Origin of the sequence: Roseivirga ehrenbergii, from assembly GCF_001593005.1 — a bacterium.
Taxonomy (GTDB): Bacteria; Bacteroidota; Bacteroidia; order Cytophagales; family Cyclobacteriaceae; genus Roseivirga; species Roseivirga ehrenbergii.
Genome location: NZ_LQZQ01000001.1, coordinates 320,687 through 344,551, shown reverse-complemented (window position 1 = coordinate 344,551; position 23,865 = coordinate 320,687). Strand labels below are relative to the sequence as shown.

Here is a 23,865-nt window from a genome sequence, read left to right as displayed (position 1 = left end):
ATTCCATTAAAGCTCAATCACCTCGTTTTGAATCGCCCATTTTACAAGGCCGACTGAGTTTTTGAGTTCTAACTTCAGCATAATATTTCCTCGGTGACTTTCTACGGTGTGGGTACTGATAGAAAGCTCGTCAGCTATTTCAATTGTGGTTTTTTCTTGGCATATCAGTTGAATGATCTGAATTTCGCGCTTGGTGAGTAAGTCCTTTTTTGAAAAACTGCTCGATGTTTTTTTATTATCCGCATCAAAAAAGGTAGACATCAGCATAGGATCGAAGAAATTTCGTCCCTGCATTACTTCCGATATAGCTGTTAGAATATTGGCTTTGCTCGAATTCTTGAGCAGAAAGCCAAAGGCTCCATTTTTAATCATGCGTTTGGCAAGCCTAGGGTTGTCATGCATGCTCAATGCAATTACCCTAATGTTAGGGTAGTTTTTGCTGAGGTATGCTGTGCATTCCAAACCGTCCATTTCAGGCATGTTGATGTCCATCAATATTAAATCAACAGGCTGAGATTTTACTTTAGAAATCACTTCTTTTCCGTTCGATGCCCCGCCTATAAACTCAAGATGCTCGGTAGTGCTAATGATGGCTTCTAAGCCGTCAATAATTACTTGATGATCGTCTGCTACTAAGATTTTAATTTTATCCATGTTGTAACGGAATATTTATTTTGAAGCTTACGCCATTTCCTTCTGTACTATCAAATGTGAGCTTCCCTTTTAAAATATCAATTCGAGAAGCGATGCTCTTGAGTCCAATTCCATTTTTAACTTTGGTTTTGTCAAAGCCAATTCCGTTGTCTTTGTACTCAATAATATATTCGTCTTTGATTTTTTTCATTTCAATTTGAATGCTAGAAGCCTGTGCGTACTTAAGAGTGTTGTTTACTAGTTCTTGAATTACTCGATAAATTAGTACTTCACTAGACTCTTCAAAATCGCCTTCTTCATAACTTAACTTTTCTTGAATTTCAATTTGAGATGAAGCGGTTACATTGTCAAAAAGATCGAGCATGGCTTCTTCTAAGCCTAATTTGCTTAAGCTGGCAGGAACCATATTGTGCGAAATTCTGCGTACTTCCGAACAGGCATTATCAATTTGGCCTAGCGAGTTTTGAAAAGCATCTTTGTCTTCTACCTTATCTTCAAAATTACTTAAACGCATTTTTACGCTGGTAAGCAGAACACCGATTCCATCATGTAAATCTTTGGCTACACGCTTTCTTTCATTTTCTTCACCCAAAACCATTGCCCTTAGGTTTTCCAACTTTTTGCGTTGAATGGTTCTTAAGAAAAGAAGGTAGCTGATAATCAGAAGCATGATTAAACCGATGGCAATTCCTCCGAAAATTTTAGCCCTTTGGGTAGCCCATATGGCTGTTTCTTCTGCCTCATCCAGCTGTTTATCGGTTCTGTAATCTTCCGTGATTTTGGCTACGGACTCTGTTCTTTGTTTTGCTAAAAATCCTACTACAGTGTCGTACCGTAATTTTTGATATGCCAATGCATTTTTATAATCCTCTAGCCCTTCGTATGCTTTAGAAAGCTGTGAGTAGGCGGCCATGTATTTCTGCCAATCTCCGTTTGACGCTAGCAGCTTAATGTTATTTTCCAATAAAGGAATGGCTTCGGAAAATCGTTGCTCATTAATCATGGCTTGAGCAATGGAGTTTGCCGTATTGATTTGAGAAACTACCTGATTGGTTTGGTCATAAATGGTTTTGGCCTTAAGAAGAAAATATATGGAGCTATCATTTTGCTTCAATATGTTATAGGCGGTACCCATCATGTAGTTTAGGTTTGCCTGAAAATTGATATCGCTTTTCTCGTTTAATAGCGTTAAACTCTTACGGTAATTATCGACTGCTTCTCTGCTTTTTCCGGTTCTGAATAAGAAGTTCCCCAGCGAGTAGTGAGATTTGTAAAGTTCAGATGCTAGTCTGTTTTCTTCCCTGATTTTTTTAGCCCGATTGATAAAATCGAGTGATTGGTCGTTTTCTCTAAGGGTTAGGTAAACTCCACCAATATTATCTAAAATATCGGCCTCTAACCCTATGTGTTCCGGCTTTCCTTCCAGAATTCTCAATAAGCCAGTATAAACCAAAACAGCGCTGTCATACTGGCTAGTAACTGTAAAAAATCTGCCTTTTACCTTTTCGAAATGAATTCTGTCAACTTCAGAAAGCGATCTTTTATCTACCTGTTGTAGAAAGTAAAGTGCAGAATCGGTATTGGTTAGTGTAAATATTTCAGCCAATTCAATGGCGGTACTTGGCTGCTTATTTTGGGTGTAATTTTCCTTTAGGCTGTCGGTTTTTTGCGATTGGCCAAAAGAAAGGAAGGGTGTAATCACCATTAAAGCGATTACACCTATGAATATCCTATTTACAAATCTAGACATTAGGCTGTTGGTGGAGGGGGAATATTAACATCACACTCCTCTGTAAAGAACTCAGGCATAAATGCCATCGAAACGCCATTAGCTAAAGGCAGTCTGTTATCTCTATTGGCTAAGTTGTATTTGACTTTATCCGATTCGCTTATGTTCATCTTAAACTTTAGGGTTTCACGCCCAAGTTTTACATTGAAATAATAAGTCATTCTAATTACAGAATAACCTACTTCTTCATTAAATTTTGACTTAAAAGTTAGGGTGGAGTCAGGAGGCATTTCATCGAAAACATGGCCATTTTCATAACCTTCTTGACTAAATACATCTAGGTTTTTGAAAATGTACAAAAAATGCATTGGAACATAAACTTCACCGCCAATTACAGGTCTGTTTGGGGCGAAAATAATAAAAGGCATATGGGTGATAACATCTTTGGGCAAATCCTTGAATGTTTCCATTTCATACCCCATTGGAATTTTGGGTATTTTCTCAGCTTTCATGTTGAATAGTTTTGGTTGATTTTCAGTGTTTTAGCGAATGATTTTACTAGAAGATATTTTCATACACTTGATATACATACAAGTTGAAGTCATTCTTGAACCCAATATAAACTTCGTCTAGCGGAAAACCACTAGTTTTTTTTTCAGTCTAAAACCTTGATAGAATCGGGCAGAGGTTTGGTGTACTTTGAAATACTAAATCAGAGACTTATGCACCACCTAGAACTACGTTTGGATTTCACGGCCAGGGAATTCGAGATTATTAACCTTTTGGCTGAGGGAAATAGCGCTAAAGAAATTGCTGATGAATTGTTTGTGTCGGTAGACACGGTGAAAACTCATCGGAAAAATATTCTGAGGAAATCGGAAGCACGAAATACAACCGATTTGGTAGTGAAATGCATGAGGACAGGAATTATACAATAATAATATTATGACTGAGTCACAATCGATTTTTACGGGAAAGAAAACCAATAATTCCAATGGATCGAAGGAGTTGCGAAAGCAACTTGCTCCGTTTGGAAATATTATAAAGACGGTTAACGCCAATTTTGAACTGTTTTTATTAATAACAGTGCTTGTCTCAATCTTGGTGACTTCGATTTTTTAAGAAAACTATTCTTAGTAGTGTGAGAATAGGGAGCCGAGGTGTTTGACAGGACATCCTCAACCAATCAACCACAGAGGGCATTTTCTTCCGAAGATGCCCTCACTTTTTATAGTTCTCTTAGCCAAATATTTCGAAACCTTACTGGGTTTCCGTGGTCTTGCAGAATAATAGCGCCATCGCCATGGGCTGGGTTTTTAGGAAAGCCAATGTATTCTGTAGTGCCCAAAAGTCTTTGATGGTTTTGGATTACAACTCCATTATGGATAACGGTCACATAACCATCGGCCACTTTCATGCCGTCCTTATTGAACTGTGGAGCTTTATAGATGATGTCGTAAACATTCCATTCGCCTGGGGCTGCAGTAGCATTTACCAACGGAATGCTCTGTTTGTAAATTGAACCGGCTTGTCCATTTGAATAGGTTTTGCTTACGTAACTGTCTAAAATTTGCACCTCGTAGCGCTCCTGTAAGAAAACACCAGAATTTCCTCGGCCTTGGCCTTCGCCCACTATTTCGGTAGGAGCACTCCATTCTATATGTAATTGAATATCACCAAACGCCTTTTTGGTCATAATGTCGCCAGCGCCCCTTGCTACTTCCATATAACCGTTTTCTACTTTCCAGCCTGCTGGTTTATCTTCGTTGCGAGATTTCCATGCATTGAGGTTTGAGCCATCAAAAAGCACAATGGCATCGGAAGGAGCGCCTCCATTTTTTGCTGGGTTTACTTTTTGAGGAACGGGCTCCCACACTTCTGTGGCTTTTGGGTCGGTGATTTGCGCAGAAGCCGACATTTGTGTCAGTAAAAAGATAATCACTGCAAAGGCATGTGTTCCTACAAATGCTTTGGTAATCCATTTTTGAGAAAAAGCCAAAATAGGATAAGGAGCGTTGGTTTGGGTTCTTTTCATGTTATTCTAGACCTAATAGTTTTTTAAATTCTTCATCGCTAATTCCAGAATCTGCGAAATCATCAAAGTTTTTTTCTGTGGCTTCAATAATGAATTGATCAATGTATTGAGCGCCTTCTCTTGCGCCTTGCTCAGGCGATTTAATGCAGCACTCCCATTCTAATACTGCCCAGCCATCATAGCCATGTTGGGTCAGTTTGGAGAAAATGCTTTGGAAATCTACTTGTCCATCGCCAATCGAACGGAACCGTCCTGGTCGTTCTCGCCAATCTTGATAACCGCCATAAACTCCTGATTTTCCTGTTGGGTTAAACTCGGCATCTTTTACATGGAACATGCCAATGAACTCATGGTAATGGTCGATGTAAGTCAAGTAATCCAATTGCTGAAGCACAAAATGAGAAGGGTCGTAAAGCATTTTTACACGGCTGTGTTTCCCGGTAGCCTCGTAAAACATTTCGAAGCTAATACCATCATGAAGATCTTCGCCAGCATGCACTTCATAGCAAAGGTCGACTCCGTTTTCATCAAAATGATTCAGAATAGGCAACCATCGGTTAGCGAGTTCCGCAAACCCTTTTTCGATTAAACCAGCAGGACGTTGCGGCCAATTATAGAAATAGGGCCAAAGCAATGCGCCTGAAAACGAAGCATGAACTTTTAACCCCAAATTCTTAGAAGCCACAGCCGCTTTTTTCACTTGGTCTATTGCCCAAACATTTCGTTGTTTGGCGTTCATTCCTTTTGGTGCAAAGCCCTTAAAGAGTTCTTCATATGCAGGATGAACGGCCACCAATTGTCCTTGCAGGTGAGTAGAAAGTTCACTGACTTCTAAGCCATGGTTGGCCAAAGTGCCTTTCAGTTCGTCACAATAAGTTTTGCTTTCGGCAGCTTTGTCAAGGTCAATCAAGCGTGCATCCCAAGTAGGAATCTGAACGGCTTTATAACCTAAATCACTCGCCCATTTCGCAATGCTATCTAAAGAATTGAAAGGGGCTTTATCGTCTGCAAATTGTGCCAAAAAAATGGCGGGTCCTTTAATTGTCTTCATGCTCATCCACTATTTCTGTCCAACTATTTCCGTTTTGGGTAGATTCCAAAACCGCTTCTATAAATTTCATTCCTCTTACGCCATCATGAATCGTAGGGAAAGCACCTTTTTGATATGCCTCAGCTCGAATGGCTTTTGCTGCTCCGTTGTAAATATTGGCCATAGAATCAAAAATTCCTTCTGGGTGGCCAGGCGCCATTTTTGTGCTTTCTTTGGCGAAATCACTATTATAAACATGACCCGGTTTGAAAACCTGAACGGGCTTGTCTTCTTGTAAGAAGTAAAGGTAATTGGGGTTTTCTTGCTCCCATTTAAGCGCTCCTTTTCGACCGTAAACCGCAATTTTGAGATTGTTTTCTTCTCCCGTAGCAATTTGACTAGCCCTTACCATTCCTCGAACGCCATTTTCAAAACACAATAAAGCCGTTCCGTCAATATCTAAAGGGTTGTCGTTGTAGAGTGTGCTTAAGTCAGAAAGTACTTTGGTGGTTTTTAAACCTGTGGTGTATTCAATCATGTTGAAAGCATGTACCCCAATATCGCCCATGCAGCAACTTTGTCCCGCTTTTTCGGGGTCTAATCGCCAAACGCTTTTGCGTTTTTCCTTATCGTGGATGACAGGGTTGATCCAACCTTGGTAATATTGCGCATCTACTTTTTGAATGTCACCAATCATGCCTTCAGCAATCATGGTTTTCATTTGGCGCACCATAGGGTAGCCTGTATAAGTATGCGTTAAGGCAAAGACTACTTTATGTTTGGTTACCAACTGCTCTAATTCAATAGCCTGGGCAGCAGTATTGGTTACTGGTTTTTCGCAAATAACGTGAAAGCCCGCTTGAATTAATTGCTTGGCCATAGTATAGTGAAGGAAGTTGGGCGTGACAATCACAACCGCTTCAATTCTGTTAGACTTTGGTAAGGCGTTTTCACCCGCAATAAAATCGTCAATATTCGCATAGCACCTTGACAAATCAAGCCCTAAGGTTTTGGCAAAATCCAGTGCCTTATTATGGTCTCTTTCGAAGGCGCCCCCAACTAGAGTGAAATTTTCACCCATAGTAGCCGCTATTCGATGCGTAAGGCCAATAAAAGAGCTGCTACCGCCCCCAATCATGCCTAGTTTGATTTTATTTTGGCTCATTTTTCTTCGTAGTGTATTTCTTCGTTTTTGAAAGTGGCTGCAAAAATCAAGAATACCAATACGGCAAAGCCTGCTGGTAATAGCCAGATGTTCTTCCACTCATGCACATCGCCAACGGTATAGAATTCAGAGATTTGACCAGCCACCCAAAAGCCGATCAACATACCTACACCATAAGTGGCCAAGGTAATAAGGCCTTGCGCTGAACTCTTGAATTTCTCTCCCGCTTTTGAATCGGTATAAATTTGACCCGAAACAAAGAAGAAATCGTAGCAAATACCATGTAAGGCAATTCCAGTAATCAGCATGAAAACAAGCTCTTCTGAGTTGCCGAAAGCAAATAGCACATAGCGTAGCGCCCAAGCTAACATTCCGAAAAGTAAGGTCTTTTTGATGCCATATTTTTTAAGAAAAATCGGAAGCAGGAGCATAAATAATACTTCTGAAATTTGGCCAATGGTCATTTTTCCCGTTGGGTTACTTACTCCAATTTCGGCCAGAAACGGATTGGCGTTTTGATAATAGAAGGCCAGTGGAATACAGATAAGCACAGATGAAAAGAAGAATACAGCGAAGTTCTTATTCGTTAAAAGCTTAAGGGCATCTAGCCCGAGAATTTCTTTTAGGGTTATTTTCTCACCTTTTTCAACTCGTGGAGGTGTTTTAGGTAATGTAAAACTGAATACTCCCAAAATGGCCGATGCGATTGCCGTCATCAGAAAAGTGTTTTTCAACATGCCTTCAGCAATTGCTTCTTGCGAATCCCAAGAAAACACAAAGCTGATTACGAGTCCTGCTAAAACCCACCCAATTGTTCCCCAAACTCTAATTCTAGAAAACTGCTTTGAAGGATCACTCATAGTTCTGAAGGCTACTGAGTTTACCAAAGCCAATGTGGGCATGTATAGTACCATATAACCGAGTACATAAGGATAGAAAACTTCGAATTCGGTCGTTTCTGCCATTAAATACATTAATACGGCTCCGGCTAGGTGTAGCAGGCCCAGAATTTTTTCAGCATTAAAATATCGGTCTGCAATTAAGCCAATGATAAATGGAGCTATGATTGCTCCCCACGATTGAGTTGAAAAAGCTTGGGCAATTTGGCCGTCTGTGGCATTAATATTATTGCCTAAAAAAGTGCCGAGGGTCACAAACCAGCCTCCCCAGATGAAAAATTGTAGAAACATCATAACGCTGAGGCGTGTGGTGATGCCAGAATTGCTTGTATTCATAGTTGGTAAATTAGATTGAGTAGTACAAGGTATTAATCTTTCGATAAATCTTTAATGCTCACTTTCCTGAATTGAATGGGATGACTTTCGCTTTGTAGCGCGATATAACCCTTGGTCAGTGGAGTGTCATTTACTTTCGCTTCTGGTTTAAAGCCAGTCACCATTCCATCACCTACAATGGGCTTGGAGTATTGAATGACCGTATCGCCTTCCACAATATGCGCAATGTATTCATCGCCCATTACCAGCAAGTCTATGCTTACCCATTGGTCGCCATCAAATGTGGGGCCTTCTATGGTTTGGCAATGTCGAGTGATCAGCTTGCCTTCCATTTCTACATGAGTACCAGGAGTACAAAGGTTGCCGGTTGGGCGAGGGCCGTTGCCTAGGCCGCCCAAAAATTGGGCTTCTAAAGAAATCGGGAAATCCTGATTGAGGCCCATACTTTCGGCAGATTGAGAGTGGAGCATCACACCACTGTTTCTGGTGGCCCAACCTTCTCCCCCATTAGCTTGCTCGCCAATAAATCGGTATTCGATATGCAATAAATATTTTGAAAAGGGCTTTTCGTAGAACAGTACGCCAAATCGATTATTAAAAGTATCATATTCATCGTAGGCCACGGTTATCATTCCGTCCTCTACCCTAAAAGTATTTCCGAAATTGTCACCAGCCTCGTAGCCCCGAATTTTGGGTGTCCAGCCTGTTAAATCTTTACCGTTGAATAACTCGATCCATTCTTCTTCTTTTTGGCAAGAAGATGCGATGACAATAATGGCGAGTAAAAGTGTTAGTTGAAGGTGCTTCACATCGAAAAAATTAAGCCAATAAGTTAATGATTTTCTACACCATTTCAACCGGAAATTATCCGTTCAGAATGGCGTTTGCCATAATTAAATCTTCAGTGGTGGTGATTTTGATGTTCTTATAATCCCCCTCAATCAGGTTGATTTTTTCACCCATGTGTTCTAATACTGAGGCATCATCCGTAAATGCGTGGTCTTCTTTTACTTCGAAAGCCTTTTTAATCAGTTGAATCTGAAAAGTTTGAGGGGTTTGAATAAGTTGAAATTGGCTTCTATCGACAACCTTGTTGTTTTCACCTTCTATAAATCGAATGGAGTCTTTCAGAGGAACACTGGTTATTGCATTTCCTTTATCTGCGGCTACTTTGAATGATTCTTTAATGATTTCGGTGGAAACAAAAGGGCGGACTCCATCATGAATCGCTACCAAGCCATTACCGTGAATCGCGTTAAGCCCATTTTTTACAGATTGAAAACGGCTATTGCCTCCATTGACAATTTGATGCTTGATAGTGAATTTATGCTTTTCACAAAGCCCTCTCCAAAACGGAACTTGAATTTCGGGCAGCACTAAAATCAACTTTAAACTTGCAAAGGCCGAAACGTAAGCTTCAATGGTGTGCATCAGAATGGGCTTGTCACCAATATCAATAAACTGCTTAGGAATATCAGACTTCATTCGGGTACCACTGCCCCCAGCTACTATGATGGCGTATTTTTGCATATCTGAAATTTACGAAAACGAATTAATTGCTCATTAACTCAGAAATGTTTATCTCTGTATCAATGGGTTTATTCAAGGGCAGAATTTAGTGAATATGATTACAGATAAAAAACTTCGTCAATTACTTTTAGAGAAAAGGCAAAAGAGCAAATGGCCTTTGCAGTTGGTTGTGTTTACAATTGTGTTCGCTTTGATACTCGGATTAATAGAGTTTGCCTTTTACGGATTCACTATGGAAGGGCATACGGCCAATGATTTGTTGAAGGTTATGGCTAGGGGTGCGATTGTAGCTTTTCTTATGACAGTGGTTCGCTTTGGCAGAACCAATTACCAGCTCAAAAAATACAAAGGTGAGTTGGACGCCTTTGAAAAACAGCAAACCGAAGTAGACAAGCTCTTTTAATAATAGAAAAGCCTTCCTTGGTAAATACCAAAGAAGGCTTTCATGTTTTATCTAGAATCTAAAATCTAGCGTCTAATATCTATTTACTATCAAATAATCAACATGGCATCGCCATAGCTGAAGAATCTATACCCTTCTTTTTGAGCTACTTTGTAGGCGTTCATTGTTTTTTCATATCCGCCAAAAGCTGCTGCCTGCATTAGCAAAGTAGATTCTGGCAAATGGAAGTTTGTAATCAAAGCGTTACAGATCTTAAATTCATATTCTGGGAAAATGAATTTGTCAGTCCAGGCTTCATTGGCTTTTAATCGACCACCAGCTGAAACTGATGATTCCAATGCACGCATTGATGTGGTTCCTACTGAACATACCCTTTTCTTATTGTCTAAAGCCTTGTTTACTGCATCGGCTGTAGATTGAAGAATGGCATAGTTTTCAGAATCCATTTTGTGCTTTGTTAGGTCTTCAACATCAACTTGACGGAAAGTACCTAAGCCAATATGGAGTGTTATTGAAGCAATATCAACACCTTTAATCTCTAAGCGTTTCATTACTTGTTTTGTAAAATGCAAGCCTGCTACCGGAGCCGCTACCGCACCTATATTCTTAGCGTATATAGTCTGGAAACGCTCTCTGTCTTCAGGTTCCGTTTCTCTCGGAATGGTTCGCGGAAGCGGTGTTTCACCTAAAGTATCGATGGTTTTGTAAAACTCTTCATCTGTTCCATCAAAAAGGAAACGAATCGTTCTACCTCTTGAAGTAGTGTTGTCGATTACTTCGGCCACTAATTCGCCCTCGCCAAAATAGAGTTTATTACCTACTCGTATTTTTCTCGCAGGATCTACAAGAACATCCCATAGATGCATTTCTTGATTAAGTTCTCTTAGCAAGAAAACCTCAATTTTAGCCCCTGTTTTTTCTTTTTGGCCATAAAGGCGAGCAGGAAAAACTTTGGTGTCGTTGTTCACCAGCACATCACCTTCGTCAAAATAGTCCACAATATCCTTGAACATCTTGTGCTCGATCTCTCCTGTATCGCGGTGCAAAACCATTAATTTTGACTCGTCTCTGTTTTCGGTAGGATACTTTGCAATCTTATCTTCAGAAAGCTCGAATTTAAATGCTGATAACTTCATTCTTTATATACTAGCGTTAATTGCGTTTTTTCAAATAGCTGGCAAAGATAATAATAAATGGCTGAGTGTCATAGGTGAGGTGCGTATATAATTACGTAACCGTATATACGACCGAGAAGCAACTAGCTCTTTTTACTTTTGCTCAAATAGGTCTGGCCATTCAGGCGCACAAATGTCCGATCACTAACAAGAATGATCTTTTTAACCAAAATGCGTTGATAGCTGTTTACTTTTTTCGATTCTTTGCGTTTGTTAAGAAACTACAGAAGTCACTAATTTAAAATAAGCAACACGTGGGAATGTTTTTAAAGCTACTTGGGGAAAGCATTAGGTTCGCTTGGCAAGTACTGTCAACCAACTTACTTAGAACAATGCTCTCCTTATTGGGAGTAACTATTGGTATTATGCTGATTATAGCGGTGTTTACAGTAGTAGATTCTCTAGAGAAAAATATTAAGGACAGTTTTTCCTTTTTGGGTTCGAATGTAGTGAGTGTAGATAAAATGAATTTTGTGGAGCGCGACCCTAACGTTCCGTTTTATATCTACTTCAGAAGGCCTTCAAATACTTATGACGAGTTTGAGTTTTTAAAGTCGAATTTAAAGAACGCCAGTCATGTTACTTTTTATGGTACACGAAGTAGCACCATGAAGTATAAAAGTAGCAGTATTAATAGCATCAACATTTATGGAATTAGCAACGAATACAAAGATGTATATGAAGTTGATATTCTAAATGGGCGTTATTTTACTTCACAAGAAATTGAAGGAGGGCGGAATGTAACCATTATCGGAGATGAGGTGGCAAAATCGCTATTTCCTTATGAATCCCCCATTGGTAAGAGCATTACTACCCGAGGTCAGAAATTGGTAGTAATTGGTGTATTGGCCAAGGAAGGAAAGAGCCTTTTGGGTACGCCTAGTAGCGATGAAAGAATTTACATTCCTTATAAAATGTTTACCAAGATGTTTTACGTGGGAAGGTTTGGTGTGAGCCCAACAATAGCTGCCAAAGGGTATGTGGAAGATATTGGCTTGGTTGAACTTCAGAATGAAATGGAAGGGATGCTAAGAAAAGTAAGAGGTTTGAAGCCGAAAGAAGAATCTAATTTTGCGTTAAACAGGCCAGAAGCCATTGCCGATGCCATCGGTCAAGTATTTGATATTGTAGGGTATGCGGGCTGGATTATCGGTGGTTTCTCAATTCTGGTAGGAGGCTTTGGTATTATGAATATTATGTTCGTTTCGGTACAAGAACGGACCAAAATCATTGGAATTCAGAAGTCGTTAGGGGCAAAGAACTATTTTATCCTTTTTCAGTTTCTGTTTGAAGCCATTTTCCTCTGTCTGATTGGAGGAGTCACGGGGGTTTTAATTGTCTACCTGCTCACCTTTATTCCAACTGGTGGATTAGAAATTGCATTAAGCTTTAAAAATATACTACTTGGTGTAGTGGTGTCGTCTGTTATTGGTGTAGTGTCTGGTATTGTACCATCCGCCAAAGCAGCTCGATTAGATCCTGTAGAAGCCATGAGAGCTGGGTAGTCACTTGAAAATTAAGATATAAAAAAAGGCCGAATTGCAAGATGCAGTTCGGCCTTTTTACTTTTAGTTTTCTGATGTTATTTTTTTGTTGGAGCAGTTTCCTCTACATCTTCACCATTGATTCTAGCTTTGATTTTTCTTTCTAGCTCGTCCATTAACTCTGGATTATCCTCGATTAAGGCTTTAACAGAGTCACGGCCTTGTCCAAGTTTTTCTCCATTATAAGAGAACCAAGAGCCTGCCTTTTTAACAATCTCCATTTCTACGCCTATGTCGATAATTTCACCAGCCTTAGAAATTCCTTGGCCGTACATAATGTCGAATTCCACTACTTTGAACGGAGGCGCTACTTTGTTCTTCACTACCTTAACCCTAGTTCTGTTCCCTAGAATATTATCGGCACTTTCTTTAATCTGCCCAATTCTTCTAATATCAAGTCTTACAGAAGCGTAGAATTTAAGCGCGTTACCACCCGTAGTCGTTTCTGGGTTTCCGAACATTACCCCAATTTTCTCTCTTAATTGGTTAATGAAAATACAGCAGCAACCTGTTTTGTTAATTGCTCCCGTTAGTTTTCGCAATGCTTGAGACATCAATCTGGCTTGAAGCCCCATCTTGCTATCACCCATTTCGCCTTCAAGTTCTGCCTTAGGAACCAAAGCGGCCACGGAGTCAATAACAATAATATCTATTGCGCCAGAACGAATAAGGTGTTCAGCAATTTCTAAAGCTTGCTCTCCATTGTCTGGCTGCGAAATCAGTAGGTTTTCAGTATCAATGCCCAGCTTTTCAGCATAAGCTTTGTCAAAGGCATGTTCCGCGTCAATAAAAGCAGCAAGTCCTCCTTTTTTTTGCGCTTCTGCAATACAGTGCATTGAAAGGGTAGTTTTACCAGACGATTCTGGGCCATATACTTCAACTACTCTACCACGAGGAATTCCTCCAATGCCAAGGGCTATATCTAGCCCCAAAGAACCAGTTGAAATAGAAGGTAAATCAACCACCTTTTCATCACTCAGTTTCATTACAGCACCCTTCCCGTATGACTTCTCGAGTTTATCTATGGTTAACTGTAATGCTTTTAATTTTTCAGACTTATCACTCATTATTGATTGGGTATTTTGTTCAGAATAGTTTGTGAAGATAGTGGGAATGCTTTCAATTCACAACCCAACTTTTTAATAAATAAGGCTTATTTTCGTATGATTATTTGGTATGAAGAAGTGGCTAAAAAGGATTGGTTTAGGAGTGATCGCATTGATCATTGTTTTTTGTGTATGGAATTTTCAGTTGATCAGATATGGCTTATTTCAATTGAAAGGCCAATTACATGTAGTAAATAACACTGTTCCGCTCGATGAATTTATTGACAATCCACAAACCCCTGATTCTCTTAGGCAGAAGGCACTTTTGGTAAATCAAATCAGGTCTTTCGCTTTCGATTCACTTGGAATCAATTACTCAGAAAACTATACTGAAATATTTGACCAACAAGGCAAGGCGTCTATGTATGTGGTTACCGCTTGCGACCCTTACAGTTTCACACCTAAAACATGGAAGTTCCCAATTGTAGGTAGTTTTCCTTATAAGGGCTTTTTCGACCGACAAAAAGCAGTGGATTTGGCCAATGAAATTAAAGCGCAAGATAGTTTAGATGTTGGGGTGAGAACTGCAGGAGGCTGGTCAACCTTGGGCTGGTTTAAAGATCCCATTCTTTCAAACATGTTAAATCGATCTGAAGGTGATTTGGCCAGTTTATTAATTCATGAACTTACTCACGGCACCTTGTTCGTTAAAGACTCGGTTACTTTTAATGAAAACTTAGCCTCGTTCATTGGTGATAGAGGTGCAATAATGTATCTCAGTTCAAAATATGGAAAGAATTCTCCTGAGGTAAGTCAATATCAAAGCGAAATTGCAGACGAAGAACTCTTCAAAGCATATATTCTAAAGGCTGCAAAGGCGCTTGACTCTCTTTACACTTCCATCAAAGATTTACCGATTTCTGAGAAAAAGGAGCTGAAGAAAAATAGAATTGATCAGATTAGAACCGACTTTGATACTCTGGGTTTTAAATCGGAAGTATATAAAGGCTTTTTCGAGACATATGTGCCGAATAACACCTTTTTCATGTCTTATTTAAGGTATAATTCGCAGCAACAAGTGTTGCAAGACGAATTAAATTTGAAGTACAACGGTGATTTAAAACGTTATCTTGAGTACCTTAAATCAAAGTATCCCTCACTGTAATTAGAGTTTTTGGTATGGCCTTTGTCAAAGAGAGTATAAAACATGTAATGAAGCACTTTCTATTAATACTTTTCTTAACCACTTTTTCTTTACAGTTAGCCGCTCAAGGGTATCCTTTAGCTAAAGAGAAGCCCTTTAATTCGGGTGAAGAAATCGAATTAAAGGCCACAGTTGGCTTTATAAAAGCTGCTGAGGCGCAACTAAAAGTGAGTGACATAATTTATACAATGAAGGGCAGGCCAACTTTTAAAATAGATGTCTTTGCGAATACATCGGGTATTTTTGACTTCTTTTCCCCTGTGCGCGATAATTGGGGAACGTATTTCGATACCACTCGTTTTGTGCCGCATCAATTCTACCGCTATATTTCTGAAGGCCGATTCCGTAAAAACGAGATTCTTTATTTCGATCAGAGTGATAAGAGAGTGACCGTGGCCAAACTTGAGAAAGAGAGCAGGCAGCTCAAAGAAAAAATTGAGCACGACATGACCACTGATGAAATGCAAGACATGGTGAGTGGTTACTATTATTTACGGATGATTGATTTTGATAAAATCAAAGTAGGGGAAATTATTACCATCAACACGTTTTTTGATGACAAGGAAAAACCTTTTAGTATCAAATTTATGGGTAGAGAAGTGGTGAAAACCAAACTAGGAAAAGTAAATGCCTTGATCCTTGTTCCCATAATGAAAAAGGATGGGCTGTTTGAAGAAGATAACACTTTGAAGGTTTGGCTGTCGGATGACTATAATAAAATCCCATTAAAGTTTCAGGCCAAAATATTCGTTGGCTATTTAGAAGTTGACGTCAAGAGTGTAAAGAACCTGCGACATCCTTTGTCAATTGTTCAGTAAATCTGATTTTTTTAAGATTAGGCTCTTTTTTTTTAGATATATTTGCTCATATCGAACTGAGGTAAATACTAATTTTTGAATTATGGGTGCTAAGCAAAACCACCGAGTGCTAGTGGTAGACGATGATCCGGATATCCTTGAACTACTTAAATACAACCTTGTAAAAGAGGGCTACGAAGTAAAAGTAGCTGAAGACGGCAAAAAGGGAGTGCAAATTGCAAAGACATTTCAGCCAGAATTGGTTTTGTTAGACATTATGATGCCCCACCAAGATGGGGTTGAAACGTGTAGACAAATTAGAGAGCTACCAGAAATGGTAAATGCCCATATTACTTTTTTGACTGCTAGGGCAGAGGAGTATTCTGAAGTAGCGGCATTTGATGCAGGTGCTGACGATTACATTACCAAGCCTATTAAGCCTCGTGCTTTAATGAGCCGTATTAGTGCTCATTTTAGAAAGGAGAAAAAAGGAAAGTCTATTCCAAAAGTATCAATTGGAGATCTTACAATCGATAAAACCAGTTATACGGTAACCATATTAGATAATCAATTCACCCTTCCAAAAAAGGAATTCGAATTGCTTTATTTCCTTGCTCAAAATCCAAACAAAGTTTTCAGTCGTGATGATTTATTGCAGAACATTTGGGGGACGGATGTTTATGTATTGGCCAGAACGGTAGATGTACACATTAGAAAGGTACGCGAGAAAATTGGAGATGGATATATCACTACCGTTAAAGGGGTGGGTTATAAGTTTGAATCTAATTAAAAATGCTTTTTAACTCTAAGGCAGTTGCATTGCTTTTGGCTTTCGTTGTGGGACTTATTACCACAGCGTTTCTGTCTTTAGTTTCAGAAATACCTATTCAGGCGCTCATTATTGGGGGCCTGATTTCTTTTGCGGCCAGCTATATTTTTACCTACATAACTTTTGAGTTTTTGGTTTTTAGAGAAATCAGTAAAATTTATGAGGTGCTCAATAAAATCCGTAGAAAAAACTTTTCTTTTATTGAAGACGAAGAAGAACGCAAGTATCTTAATCCGCTAAAAAGAATAAACCAAGAGATTTATACTTATGCTGCGGGTCGTCAGCGCGAGATTGAAGAACTGAAAAAAGTTGAGGCATTTAGAAGAGAATTTTTGGCAGATGTTAGCCATGAGTTAAAGACTCCAGTATTTGCTGCTCAAGGTTTTGTTCATACGCTTTTGGATGGCGCTATTGACGACAGTAAAGTAAGGATTAAGTTCTTGAAAAGGGCTGCAAAAAGTCTGGACAGCCTAGATGCACTGATTCACGACCTATTAACACTCTCTCAAATTGAACTGGGTGAAACCAAAATGCACTTTGAGCATTTCGATATTGTTGAAATGGCCAATGAGGTTTTAGATCAGTTTGAAAACAAAGTAGAAAAGAAGGGCCTTTACATTGGTTTCGATCAAGAATACAACCATCCGATTTTTGTATATGCCGACTCTGAAAAGATTTACCGTGTACTTACCAACTTAGTGTCGAATGCCAATAAATACACAGATGAGGGCGACATAATCCTTGGTTTTACGGTTTCTTCGGGCGGCCATGTAACTGTATCGGTAAAAGATACGGGAATGGGTATTCCGCCAGAAGATTTAGGGAGAGTGTTTGAACGCTTCTTTAGGGTAGAAAAAAGTAGATCTAAAGGAAGAAAGGGCGGTACAGGGCTAGGTTTAGCCATTGTGAAACACATTATGGAAGCCCATAATTCTAAAGTATCGGTGATTAGTACCTTTGGTAAGGGGTCTACATTCAGTTTTAAATTACCTTTGTCGAAAGAAGAAGACTTAGATTCGACAGATGATGACGAATTCGAGTCTGAGGATTAATTCCATTATTCAGACTTTACCCATCCATGAAAATTAAATTTGAAGATTTAATCTGCTACGAAAACGATCATTTTTTGGTAATTAACAAGCCAGCACATATGGCTTCACTTGATGATCGGAATGACCCAAAGAATGTTCAAAAGCTTGCTAAGGACTATTCAGAGCACCTTTCGGTTTGTCATAGACTAGATAAAGATACTTCTGGTTGTCTGTTGCTGGCCAAGGGTGCAGAAGCATATCGCCATGCTTCTATTCAATTTGAGAAAAGAAACATCAATAAGATTTACCATGCTTTTGTAGACGGACTTACAGAGTTCAGGGAAGAGCGAGTAGCGTTATCAATTTTGCCTTTGGATAAAGGAATTGTGGTGATTAATAAGGAAAAGGGAAAGGAAGCTGAAACCTATTTTACTACGCTTGAAAATTTCAAATCAAACTCACTGATTGAGTGCAGGCCTATTACAGGTAGAATGCACCAAATCAGAATACATTTAGCCACTCTAAAGGTGCCAATTATTAATGATGAAATGTATGGTGGAAAGCCGTTGTACCTTTCGCAGCTCAAGAAAAAATTCAATTTAAAAAGAGAAGAGGAAGAAAGGCCAATTATACAGCGTTTCGCACTTCATGCTTACGCACTCTCTTTCAATAATTTTTCTGAACAAATTACCGTCAAAGCAGATTATCCTAAGGATATGCAGGTGTTATACAAACAGCTGAAGAAATACAGGTAACAGATTATTATGAAATCAGGTTTTTTTGCTTTCCTTCTTTTAGGAATAAGTTTTTCTATTCAACTTCTAGGTCAAACACAAGCAACAGTTCAAGGCTATGTTTATTCGGCTAAAGACCAACTGCCTTTAGTTGGGGCAACGGTAAGTTTGGCGGAAACTAGTTTGGGTGCGGTTACGGATGCCAATGGTTTTTTTAAAATAGAAAAGGTGCCCACACAAACCTATAAAGTGGAGGCTCGGTTTGTAGGCTTTCAACCTCAGGTTAAATTCAATGTGATTGTCCGTTCTGCTGGTAATGCCGAATTGATTTTTCAACTCGAAGAGATTCAAGATGAATTGGGCGAAGTGGTGGTTACGGCAAGTCCGTTTCCGTCAAGGATAGAAAACCCAAATTCAATTCAGAATTTATCTAGGGAAGAGATAGCTACATACCCTGGTGGCAATAACGATATCGCCAAAGTAGTTCAGTCTTTGCCAGGTGTTTCTGGTTCTGTAGGTTTCCGGAACGATATTATTATTAGAGGAGGAGCACCGAGCGAAAACGTCTATTATTTAGATGGTGTTGAGATTCCTAATATCAATCATTTTGCCACCCAAGGCAGTGCAGGTGGACCGGTAGGTTTGCTCAATGTGTCGTTTATAGAAGATGTAACACTGAGTACTAGCTCGTTCTCTGCCAAGTATGATAATGCCCTTTCTGGAGTTCTACAATTCAATCAGCGTAACGGAAACTCGCGAAACAGAAACCTTAATTTTAGACTTGGCGCTAGCGAAGCCGCACTAACTTTTGAAGGGCCACTGGTACTGCCAAAAGAAGATGAGCAAGCGAAAACTACCTTTATTGTTTCTGCTAGAAGATCTTACCTGCAATTCCTTTTCAAATTGATAGACCTTCCGTTTTTACCCGATTACTGGGATTACCAATACAAAGTCGATCATAAAATTGATGATAAGAATGAAATATCATTGATAGGCGTTGGTTCTATTGATGATTTTAGCGTAAATATTCCAGATGATATTACTGAAGAACAGCGTGCTACTTTAGATCAAATTGCCATCATCAAACAATGGACTTCAACTTTAGGGTTTAGCTGGAAACACAAGATGAATAATGGTTTTTTAAGAACCACGTTAAGCGCAAATGTATTGAACAATGATTTTGTGAGGTACCAAGATAATATCAACGAAACGGGTTTATTGTTCAGTAATAACTCTAGAGAAACCGAACAAAAACTAAGGATTGAAGCCACCAAGTTTTTAGGAGATTGGTCTTTGTCTTATGGCTTGAACCTTCAAAAGTCGGCTTATGAAAACACTACTTTTGACAACGATAATGGACTTAGTTTTAATTCTGAGATTGACTTCTTTAAGTATGGGCTTTTTGTACAAGCTGCTAAAGCATTCTTTGACAATAAGTTAGAAGCCTCATTTGGAATTAGGAATGATGCTGATTCGTTTACCGATAATGGCTTTAATAACATTGCGCATCTTTCGCCTCGACTATCCTTAGCTTATCGTTTGTCGGAAAAATTCACATTGAACGCTGCCACTGGGCGCTATTTTAAAATCCCTCCATACACCATTTTGGGTTTCCAGAATAATGCAGGTGAGTTGGTGAATCAAGATGCCGACTACATTCGAACAGACCATTATGTATTGGGTTTGGAGTATTTACCAAGGCTATCTACCCGATTTACGATTGAAGGCTTCTACAAACGCTATGCAAATTATCCTGTATCCATCAGAGATGGAGTTTCTTTGGCTAATTTGGGCGGTGACTTTGAGGTGTTTGGAAGTGAGAATATTTCTAGCATCGGGAAGGGGCGTGCTTATGGTGCGGAGTTTTTATATCAGCAAAAGCTGAACAAACGATTCTACGGCATTTTGGCCTATACGCTGTTTTGGAGTGAATATACTGACTTGAATGATACGGGTTATCGCCCTGCATTATGGGATAACCGTCATTTATTGACCTTTACTGGTGGTTATAAGCTTAATAACAATTGGGAACTAGGTATCCGAAACCGTTTTTTGGGTAGAGCACCTTTTGTGCCTGTAGATATAGAGGCAACGGAAGATTCATACCCCACTATTATAAACGATTACGATAGGCTTGGCAATGAACGCCTAAGGGCTTACAACTCTTTGGATGTAAGAATTGATAAGAAATGGAATTACAGTAAATGGTCATTGAACTTGTTTATTGAAGTAACCAATCTGTTAGGGAGTAGATTGCCTCAATCTCCTCAATACGGTCTTGACTTAGACGATAACGGTGAAGTGATTATGCCGCGAAACCTGATTGAAACTCCCGATACCAATAATGGTTCTACCATACCCACTTTTGGAATAGTGATTGACTTTTAGCCTATTTTAACCCAACAATGTAGACTTCAAACTTGGGGTTAGTGAGGTCTACTTTTTTTCTTCTAGCAATCTTCATGGTATATCCTGTGAGCATGAGTATGCCTGCTGTCGTTGTAGTGCTGCGGTCAAGAGAGAATTTTTGACCGTCTACAACGGTATGATTAAACAAATCAATGGCCATCAGTCCAATCCCTACCGTGGGTAATAATGTTTCGGATGCGCCTAGAAATTTTGAGCGATTAGATTCAGCACCTCTTACGTCAATCTCTGTAATTTGGCTTGTATGAAGAATATTGTTATCTAAAACTAAAGTGCTGTCTGCAAATTCTGTAATTCGGTCGGTAAAGAATACCTCTTGACCCTTCTGTTTGTACACAATCTTAGAGCCTACAAAGTACTCGTATTTACGCATCGAACCTTTCTTTCTCACTACAAGGTAGGTTTGAGAGAAGGCTGCCTCAGACAGAAGTAAAAGGCATATTATAAGGAATGGCCATTTTGCTTTCATAGGCCTGCAATTAAAGAAAAAAACTGGTTAAGGAATGTTAAATTAAACCTTTAGCATCCAATTAAATTTATCTTCTGCCTTACCTGTTTTAATTCTATCTAGTTCGAAAAGTACTTTATTTGAAAACTCTCTTTCTTCGATTGGCCCCAAATCGTAAACTTCATCTTCGAAACCAATGCGGGCTATATGAGCAATAGTAGCGGCAGTACCTACACCAAAAGCTTCTTGAAGAGTGCCGTTTTTAGCTGCCTCAACCACTTCTTTCACTGTTACCTTACGCTCTTCTACCTTCATGCCCCAATCGCGAGCCAGGGTCAATACACTGTCTCTAGTAATTCCTTTAAGAATAGTGCCGCTGGCTGGTGCAGTAATAATTGTATTGTCAATAATGAACATTACGTTCATGGTACCTGATTCTTCAATGTACTCGTGTGTTTCGGCATCTGTCCAAATCAGTTGATCAAAACCTTGAGCTTTGGCTAGTTTAGCTGGATAAAGGCTGGCAGCATAGTTTCCACCTGCTTTAGCAAAGCCAGTTCCACCAGGCATAGCTCTAGAAAATTTCGTTTCAATTTTTACATTGACAGGGGCAGAATAATAAGCGCCTACCGGACAAGTAATAATCATAAACTTGAAAGTGTCAGAAGGTCTAATTCCGATATATTCGTCTGTTGCGAAAATGAAAGGACGAATGTATAAAGAAGTGCCAGGTACTGATGGCACCCATTGGCTGTCAAGTTTAATTAAGGTTGTTAAAGCCTCCATGAAAAGCTCTTCGGGCAATTCAGGAATACACATTCTTTCTGCAGAAATATTCAACCTTTTCGCATTGGCCTCTGGTCTGAAAAGCAATACTTCACCAGCGTCATTTTTGTAAGCTTTCATGCCTTCAAAAACTGTAATAGCATAGTGCAAAGTGTTATTTGCTGGGCTTATTGAAATGTTTTGATAAGGTACAATTCTGAAGTTTTTCCATTCCCCGTCCCTGTAGTCCGCTTCAAACATATGGTCAGAATAAATCTTCGCAAATGGGATATTGTGAACGTCAAGAGTGCCAATATTTGATTGGTTTACCTTGTTTATCGAAATATCAATTGTATCTGTCATGTACCGATGGGTTAAGGGGAAATGAATTCAAATTTACGAAACTTCAGGGTTTGAGCAAACAAGTTGAAACCGTGAGATATTCTAAATACGAGAATTACGACTTCTGAATTCAGTATAATATTTCGTAAAATAAATTATTTAAGAATATTGTTTCAGTAAATGTAGATGTCTTCTAATAAGAAATCTGTCATTCTAAGTATTCTCAGAATGATGAGTAGGGTTATTTAATTGGTAAATACTTACTTGATTTTTCTAGGCTCCCACTTTACTTCTTCAATACCAAGCTCTTGTGCCATTTTCCTTCCCAACATAAAAAAGAAATCTGAAAGGCGATTGAGGTACTGAATCACTAAACCGTCCACGGGTGATTCGTCATTCAGGGCAATGCAAATACGCTCGGCTCTTCGGCAAACGCAACGAGCTACATGGGCGAATGAAACTGATGGATGACCACCAGGAAGAATGAAATTCTTTAATGGCTCAAGATGCTTTTCCATCTCGTCCATTTCGTTTTCAAGCAACTCAATGTCTGAAGGAAGAAGGTCGGGTTTTACCACTTTGTCTTTCCCTGGTTCTGTGGCCAGTTCGGCTCCTAGCGTGAAGAGCCTGTCTTGAATTTCTTTTAAAAGATCGAGTCTTTTTTCATTCACGGGCTGATCTCTCAGTACACCCAAGAATGAGTTGAGTTCGTCTACCGTTCCGTATGCTTCGATTCGGAGATGTGCCTTAGAAACACGAGCACCACCCAATAATGAGGTGGTGCCTGAATCTCCTGTTTTTGTATAAATTTTCACAATTCAATTAATGAGCAGCTGCTTCTGCTGCGGCCTTAGCAGCTGCTTCTTTCATAGGATTACCTCTTGTAGGGCTTTCGTTGATTGTGTCAGTTTCAACCAAACCATCTCTCATTCTAATAATTCTGTGAGAATATTGAGCAATATCGTCTTCGTGTGTTACCATGATAATGGTGTTGCCTTTGTCGTGTAGGTTGGCAAACAAGTCCATAATGTCATAAGAAGTCTTGGTATCCAAGTTACCAGTTGGCTCATCGGCCAAAAGGATTGAAGGGTTGTTTACTAACGCTCTTGCAATTGCAACTCTTTGACGCTGCCCTCCTGAAAGTTCATTAGGCCTGTGATGTGCTCTATCTTTCAAACCAACACCGTCAAGAGCGGCTAATGCTTTTTCTTCTCTTTCTGCTTTGCTATAGCCAGCATAAATTAAAGGAAGCGCAACGTTTTCTAATGAACTAGCACGTGGTAAAAGGTTGAACGTTTGGAAAACGAACCCAATTTCTTTGTTTCGAACTTCTGCCAATTCATTTTCGGTCATGTCACTTACGTCCATCCCGTTCAGAACATAGCGTCCACCAGAAGGTGTATCAAGACAGCCGATCATGTTCATCAAAGTTGATTTACCAGAACCAGACGGCCCCATGAAAGAAACATATTCTCCTTGCTTGATTTCAATGGTTACCGATTTTAGGGCGCGAATAGTTTCGCTTCCCATTTGATAGATTCTAGATAAATCTGTTGTACTGATTACTGTTTTCATATTCGTATGACGGATGTATGTTCAATAAAGTTTAAATCAAGACTAAAAAAATAATCAAAAGTTTAATCCCGACTCGATTTCTGTTGGGAATCAACAAACAAAACAACGCAATCTAGAGCGGCTAACAATATTTATTCCTTGAGCGGATACTCAAATGGATTGAAGGG

24 protein-coding genes are annotated in these 23,865 nt (G+C 39.4%); 9 read left to right on the top strand and 15 right to left on the bottom strand.

Translation table 11 applies throughout. The annotated features are described in order from the left end of the window. Positions 1-6: 6 nt before the first annotated feature. From MB14_RS01570 to MB14_RS01560, 3 genes are read right to left on the bottom strand one after another with little or no spacing between them, the layout of a single operon-like run. Positions 7-654 carry a response regulator gene (locus tag MB14_RS01570; RefSeq protein ID WP_062587973.1) on the bottom strand — a complete coding sequence of 216 codons (648 nt, stop codon included), beginning with the start codon at positions 652-654 and terminating at the stop codon, positions 7-9. Beyond that, on the bottom strand, positions 647-2,404 hold the full coding sequence (locus tag MB14_RS01565) for a tetratricopeptide repeat-containing sensor histidine kinase (RefSeq protein ID WP_084375920.1): 1,758 nt from the start codon (positions 2,402-2,404) through the stop codon (positions 647-649). The genes MB14_RS01570 and MB14_RS01565 overlap by 8 nt, the downstream gene beginning before the upstream one ends. Then, complete coding sequence (locus MB14_RS01560; protein WP_062587969.1) at positions 2,404-2,895, bottom strand: hypothetical protein; 492 nt, start codon at positions 2,893-2,895, stop codon at positions 2,404-2,406. Before MB14_RS01560 ends, MB14_RS01565 begins: the two co-directional genes overlap by 1 nt. Positions 2,896-3,105: 210 nt before the next feature. Here MB14_RS01560 and MB14_RS01555 point away from each other — a divergent pair, with 210 nt between their 5' ends. Beyond that, positions 3,106-3,321, top strand: a complete 216-nt coding sequence (locus MB14_RS01555) for a response regulator transcription factor (protein WP_062587967.1) — start codon at positions 3,106-3,108, stop codon at positions 3,319-3,321. A 290-nt stretch (positions 3,322-3,611) separates the two neighbouring features. Here MB14_RS01555 and MB14_RS01550 read toward each other — a convergent pair whose 3' ends face one another. From MB14_RS01550 to MB14_RS01525, 6 genes are read right to left on the bottom strand one after another with little or no spacing between them, the layout of a single operon-like run. Further along, positions 3,612-4,418: a 3-keto-disaccharide hydrolase gene (locus MB14_RS01550; protein ID WP_375596892.1), complete on the bottom strand. Its 807-nt coding sequence runs from the start codon at positions 4,416-4,418 to the stop codon at positions 3,612-3,614. 1 nt (position 4,419) lies between these two features. Next, positions 4,420-5,469, bottom strand: coding sequence for a sugar phosphate isomerase/epimerase family protein (locus tag MB14_RS01545; protein ID WP_062587965.1), 1,050 nt, complete (start codon positions 5,467-5,469; stop codon positions 4,420-4,422). Continuing rightward, positions 5,456-6,613, bottom strand: coding sequence for a Gfo/Idh/MocA family protein (locus MB14_RS01540; RefSeq protein WP_062587962.1), 1,158 nt, complete (start codon positions 6,611-6,613; stop codon positions 5,456-5,458). The genes MB14_RS01545 and MB14_RS01540 overlap by 14 nt, the downstream gene beginning before the upstream one ends. After that, on the bottom strand, positions 6,610-7,848 hold the full coding sequence (locus tag MB14_RS01535) for a nucleoside permease (protein WP_062587960.1): 1,239 nt from the start codon (positions 7,846-7,848) through the stop codon (positions 6,610-6,612). Before MB14_RS01535 ends, MB14_RS01540 begins: the two co-directional genes overlap by 4 nt. 32 nt (positions 7,849-7,880) lie before the next feature. Beyond that, entirely contained in the window at positions 7,881-8,657 is a 777-nt protein-coding gene (locus MB14_RS01530; protein ID WP_062587958.1) for a 3-keto-disaccharide hydrolase, read from the bottom strand. A gap of 55 nt (positions 8,658-8,712) precedes the next feature. Continuing rightward, a complete protein-coding gene (locus MB14_RS01525; protein ID WP_062587956.1) occupies positions 8,713-9,378 on the bottom strand; it encodes a 2-C-methyl-D-erythritol 4-phosphate cytidylyltransferase in 666 nt (221 codons plus the stop codon). Between the two features lie 94 nt (positions 9,379-9,472). Here MB14_RS01525 and MB14_RS01520 point away from each other — a divergent pair, with 94 nt between their 5' ends. Beyond that, positions 9,473-9,781: a hypothetical protein gene (locus MB14_RS01520; protein WP_062587953.1), complete on the top strand. Its 309-nt coding sequence runs from the start codon at positions 9,473-9,475 to the stop codon at positions 9,779-9,781. 89 nt (positions 9,782-9,870) lie between these two features. Here MB14_RS01520 and queA read toward each other — a convergent pair whose 3' ends face one another. After that, the gene (gene queA, locus MB14_RS01515; protein WP_062587951.1) at positions 9,871-10,917 is read right to left on the bottom strand and encodes a tRNA preQ1(34) S-adenosylmethionine ribosyltransferase-isomerase QueA; all 1,047 of its coding nucleotides are present in this window, start codon (positions 10,915-10,917) and stop codon (positions 9,871-9,873) included. 299 nt (positions 10,918-11,216) lie between these two features. Here queA and MB14_RS01510 point away from each other — a divergent pair, with 299 nt between their 5' ends. Beyond that, positions 11,217-12,461, top strand: a complete 1,245-nt coding sequence (locus tag MB14_RS01510; RefSeq protein ID WP_062587949.1) for an ABC transporter permease — start codon at positions 11,217-11,219, stop codon at positions 12,459-12,461. Positions 12,462-12,538: 77 nt separating this feature from the next. On the opposite strand, the gene recA is transcribed toward MB14_RS01510, so the two are convergent. Next, positions 12,539-13,567 (bottom strand): recombinase RecA, encoded by a 1,029-nt coding sequence (recA, locus tag MB14_RS01505; RefSeq protein ID WP_062587947.1) that lies wholly within the window; start codon positions 13,565-13,567, stop codon positions 12,539-12,541. Between the two features lie 109 nt (positions 13,568-13,676). On the opposite strand from recA, the gene MB14_RS01500 reads away from it, so the two are divergent. The 6 genes from MB14_RS01500 (at position 13,677) to MB14_RS01475 (ending at position 20,529) form a co-directional block, all read left to right on the top strand. After that, positions 13,677-14,711: an aminopeptidase gene (locus MB14_RS01500; protein WP_062587945.1), complete on the top strand. Its 1,035-nt coding sequence runs from the start codon at positions 13,677-13,679 to the stop codon at positions 14,709-14,711. 47 nt (positions 14,712-14,758) lie between these two features. Further along, positions 14,759-15,568, top strand: a complete 810-nt coding sequence (locus MB14_RS01495) for a DUF3108 domain-containing protein (protein ID WP_157716526.1) — start codon at positions 14,759-14,761, stop codon at positions 15,566-15,568. Positions 15,569-15,650: 82 nt separating this feature from the next. Further along, the gene (locus MB14_RS01490) at positions 15,651-16,337 is read left to right on the top strand and encodes a response regulator transcription factor (protein ID WP_062587941.1); all 687 of its coding nucleotides are present in this window, start codon (positions 15,651-15,653) and stop codon (positions 16,335-16,337) included. 2 nt (positions 16,338-16,339) lie between these two features. Then, positions 16,340-17,428: a sensor histidine kinase gene (locus tag MB14_RS01485; RefSeq protein ID WP_062587939.1), complete on the top strand. Its 1,089-nt coding sequence runs from the start codon at positions 16,340-16,342 to the stop codon at positions 17,426-17,428. Positions 17,429-17,454: 26 nt separating this feature from the next. Next, on the top strand, positions 17,455-18,162 hold the full coding sequence (locus MB14_RS01480; protein ID WP_062587937.1) for an RluA family pseudouridine synthase: 708 nt from the start codon (positions 17,455-17,457) through the stop codon (positions 18,160-18,162). 9 nt (positions 18,163-18,171) lie between these two features. Continuing rightward, positions 18,172-20,529 (top strand): TonB-dependent receptor, encoded by a 2,358-nt coding sequence (locus tag MB14_RS01475; protein WP_062587934.1) that lies wholly within the window; start codon positions 18,172-18,174, stop codon positions 20,527-20,529. 1 nt (position 20,530) lies between these two features. On the opposite strand, the gene MB14_RS01470 is transcribed toward MB14_RS01475, so the two are convergent. From MB14_RS01470 to MB14_RS01455, 4 genes are all read right to left on the bottom strand, one after another. Continuing rightward, entirely contained in the window at positions 20,531-21,037 is a 507-nt protein-coding gene (locus tag MB14_RS01470) for a hypothetical protein (RefSeq protein ID WP_062587931.1), read from the bottom strand. A 42-nt stretch (positions 21,038-21,079) separates the two neighbouring features. Next, positions 21,080-22,144, bottom strand: coding sequence for a branched-chain amino acid aminotransferase (locus tag MB14_RS01465; protein WP_062587929.1), 1,065 nt, complete (start codon positions 22,142-22,144; stop codon positions 21,080-21,082). A 239-nt stretch (positions 22,145-22,383) separates the two neighbouring features. Beyond that, on the bottom strand, positions 22,384-22,938 hold the full coding sequence (locus MB14_RS01460; RefSeq protein WP_062587927.1) for a cob(I)yrinic acid a,c-diamide adenosyltransferase: 555 nt from the start codon (positions 22,936-22,938) through the stop codon (positions 22,384-22,386). A gap of 7 nt (positions 22,939-22,945) precedes the next feature. Continuing rightward, positions 22,946-23,698 carry an ABC transporter ATP-binding protein gene (locus MB14_RS01455; RefSeq protein WP_062587925.1) on the bottom strand — a complete coding sequence of 251 codons (753 nt, stop codon included), beginning with the start codon at positions 23,696-23,698 and terminating at the stop codon, positions 22,946-22,948. Between the last annotated feature and the right edge of the window lie 167 nt (positions 23,699-23,865).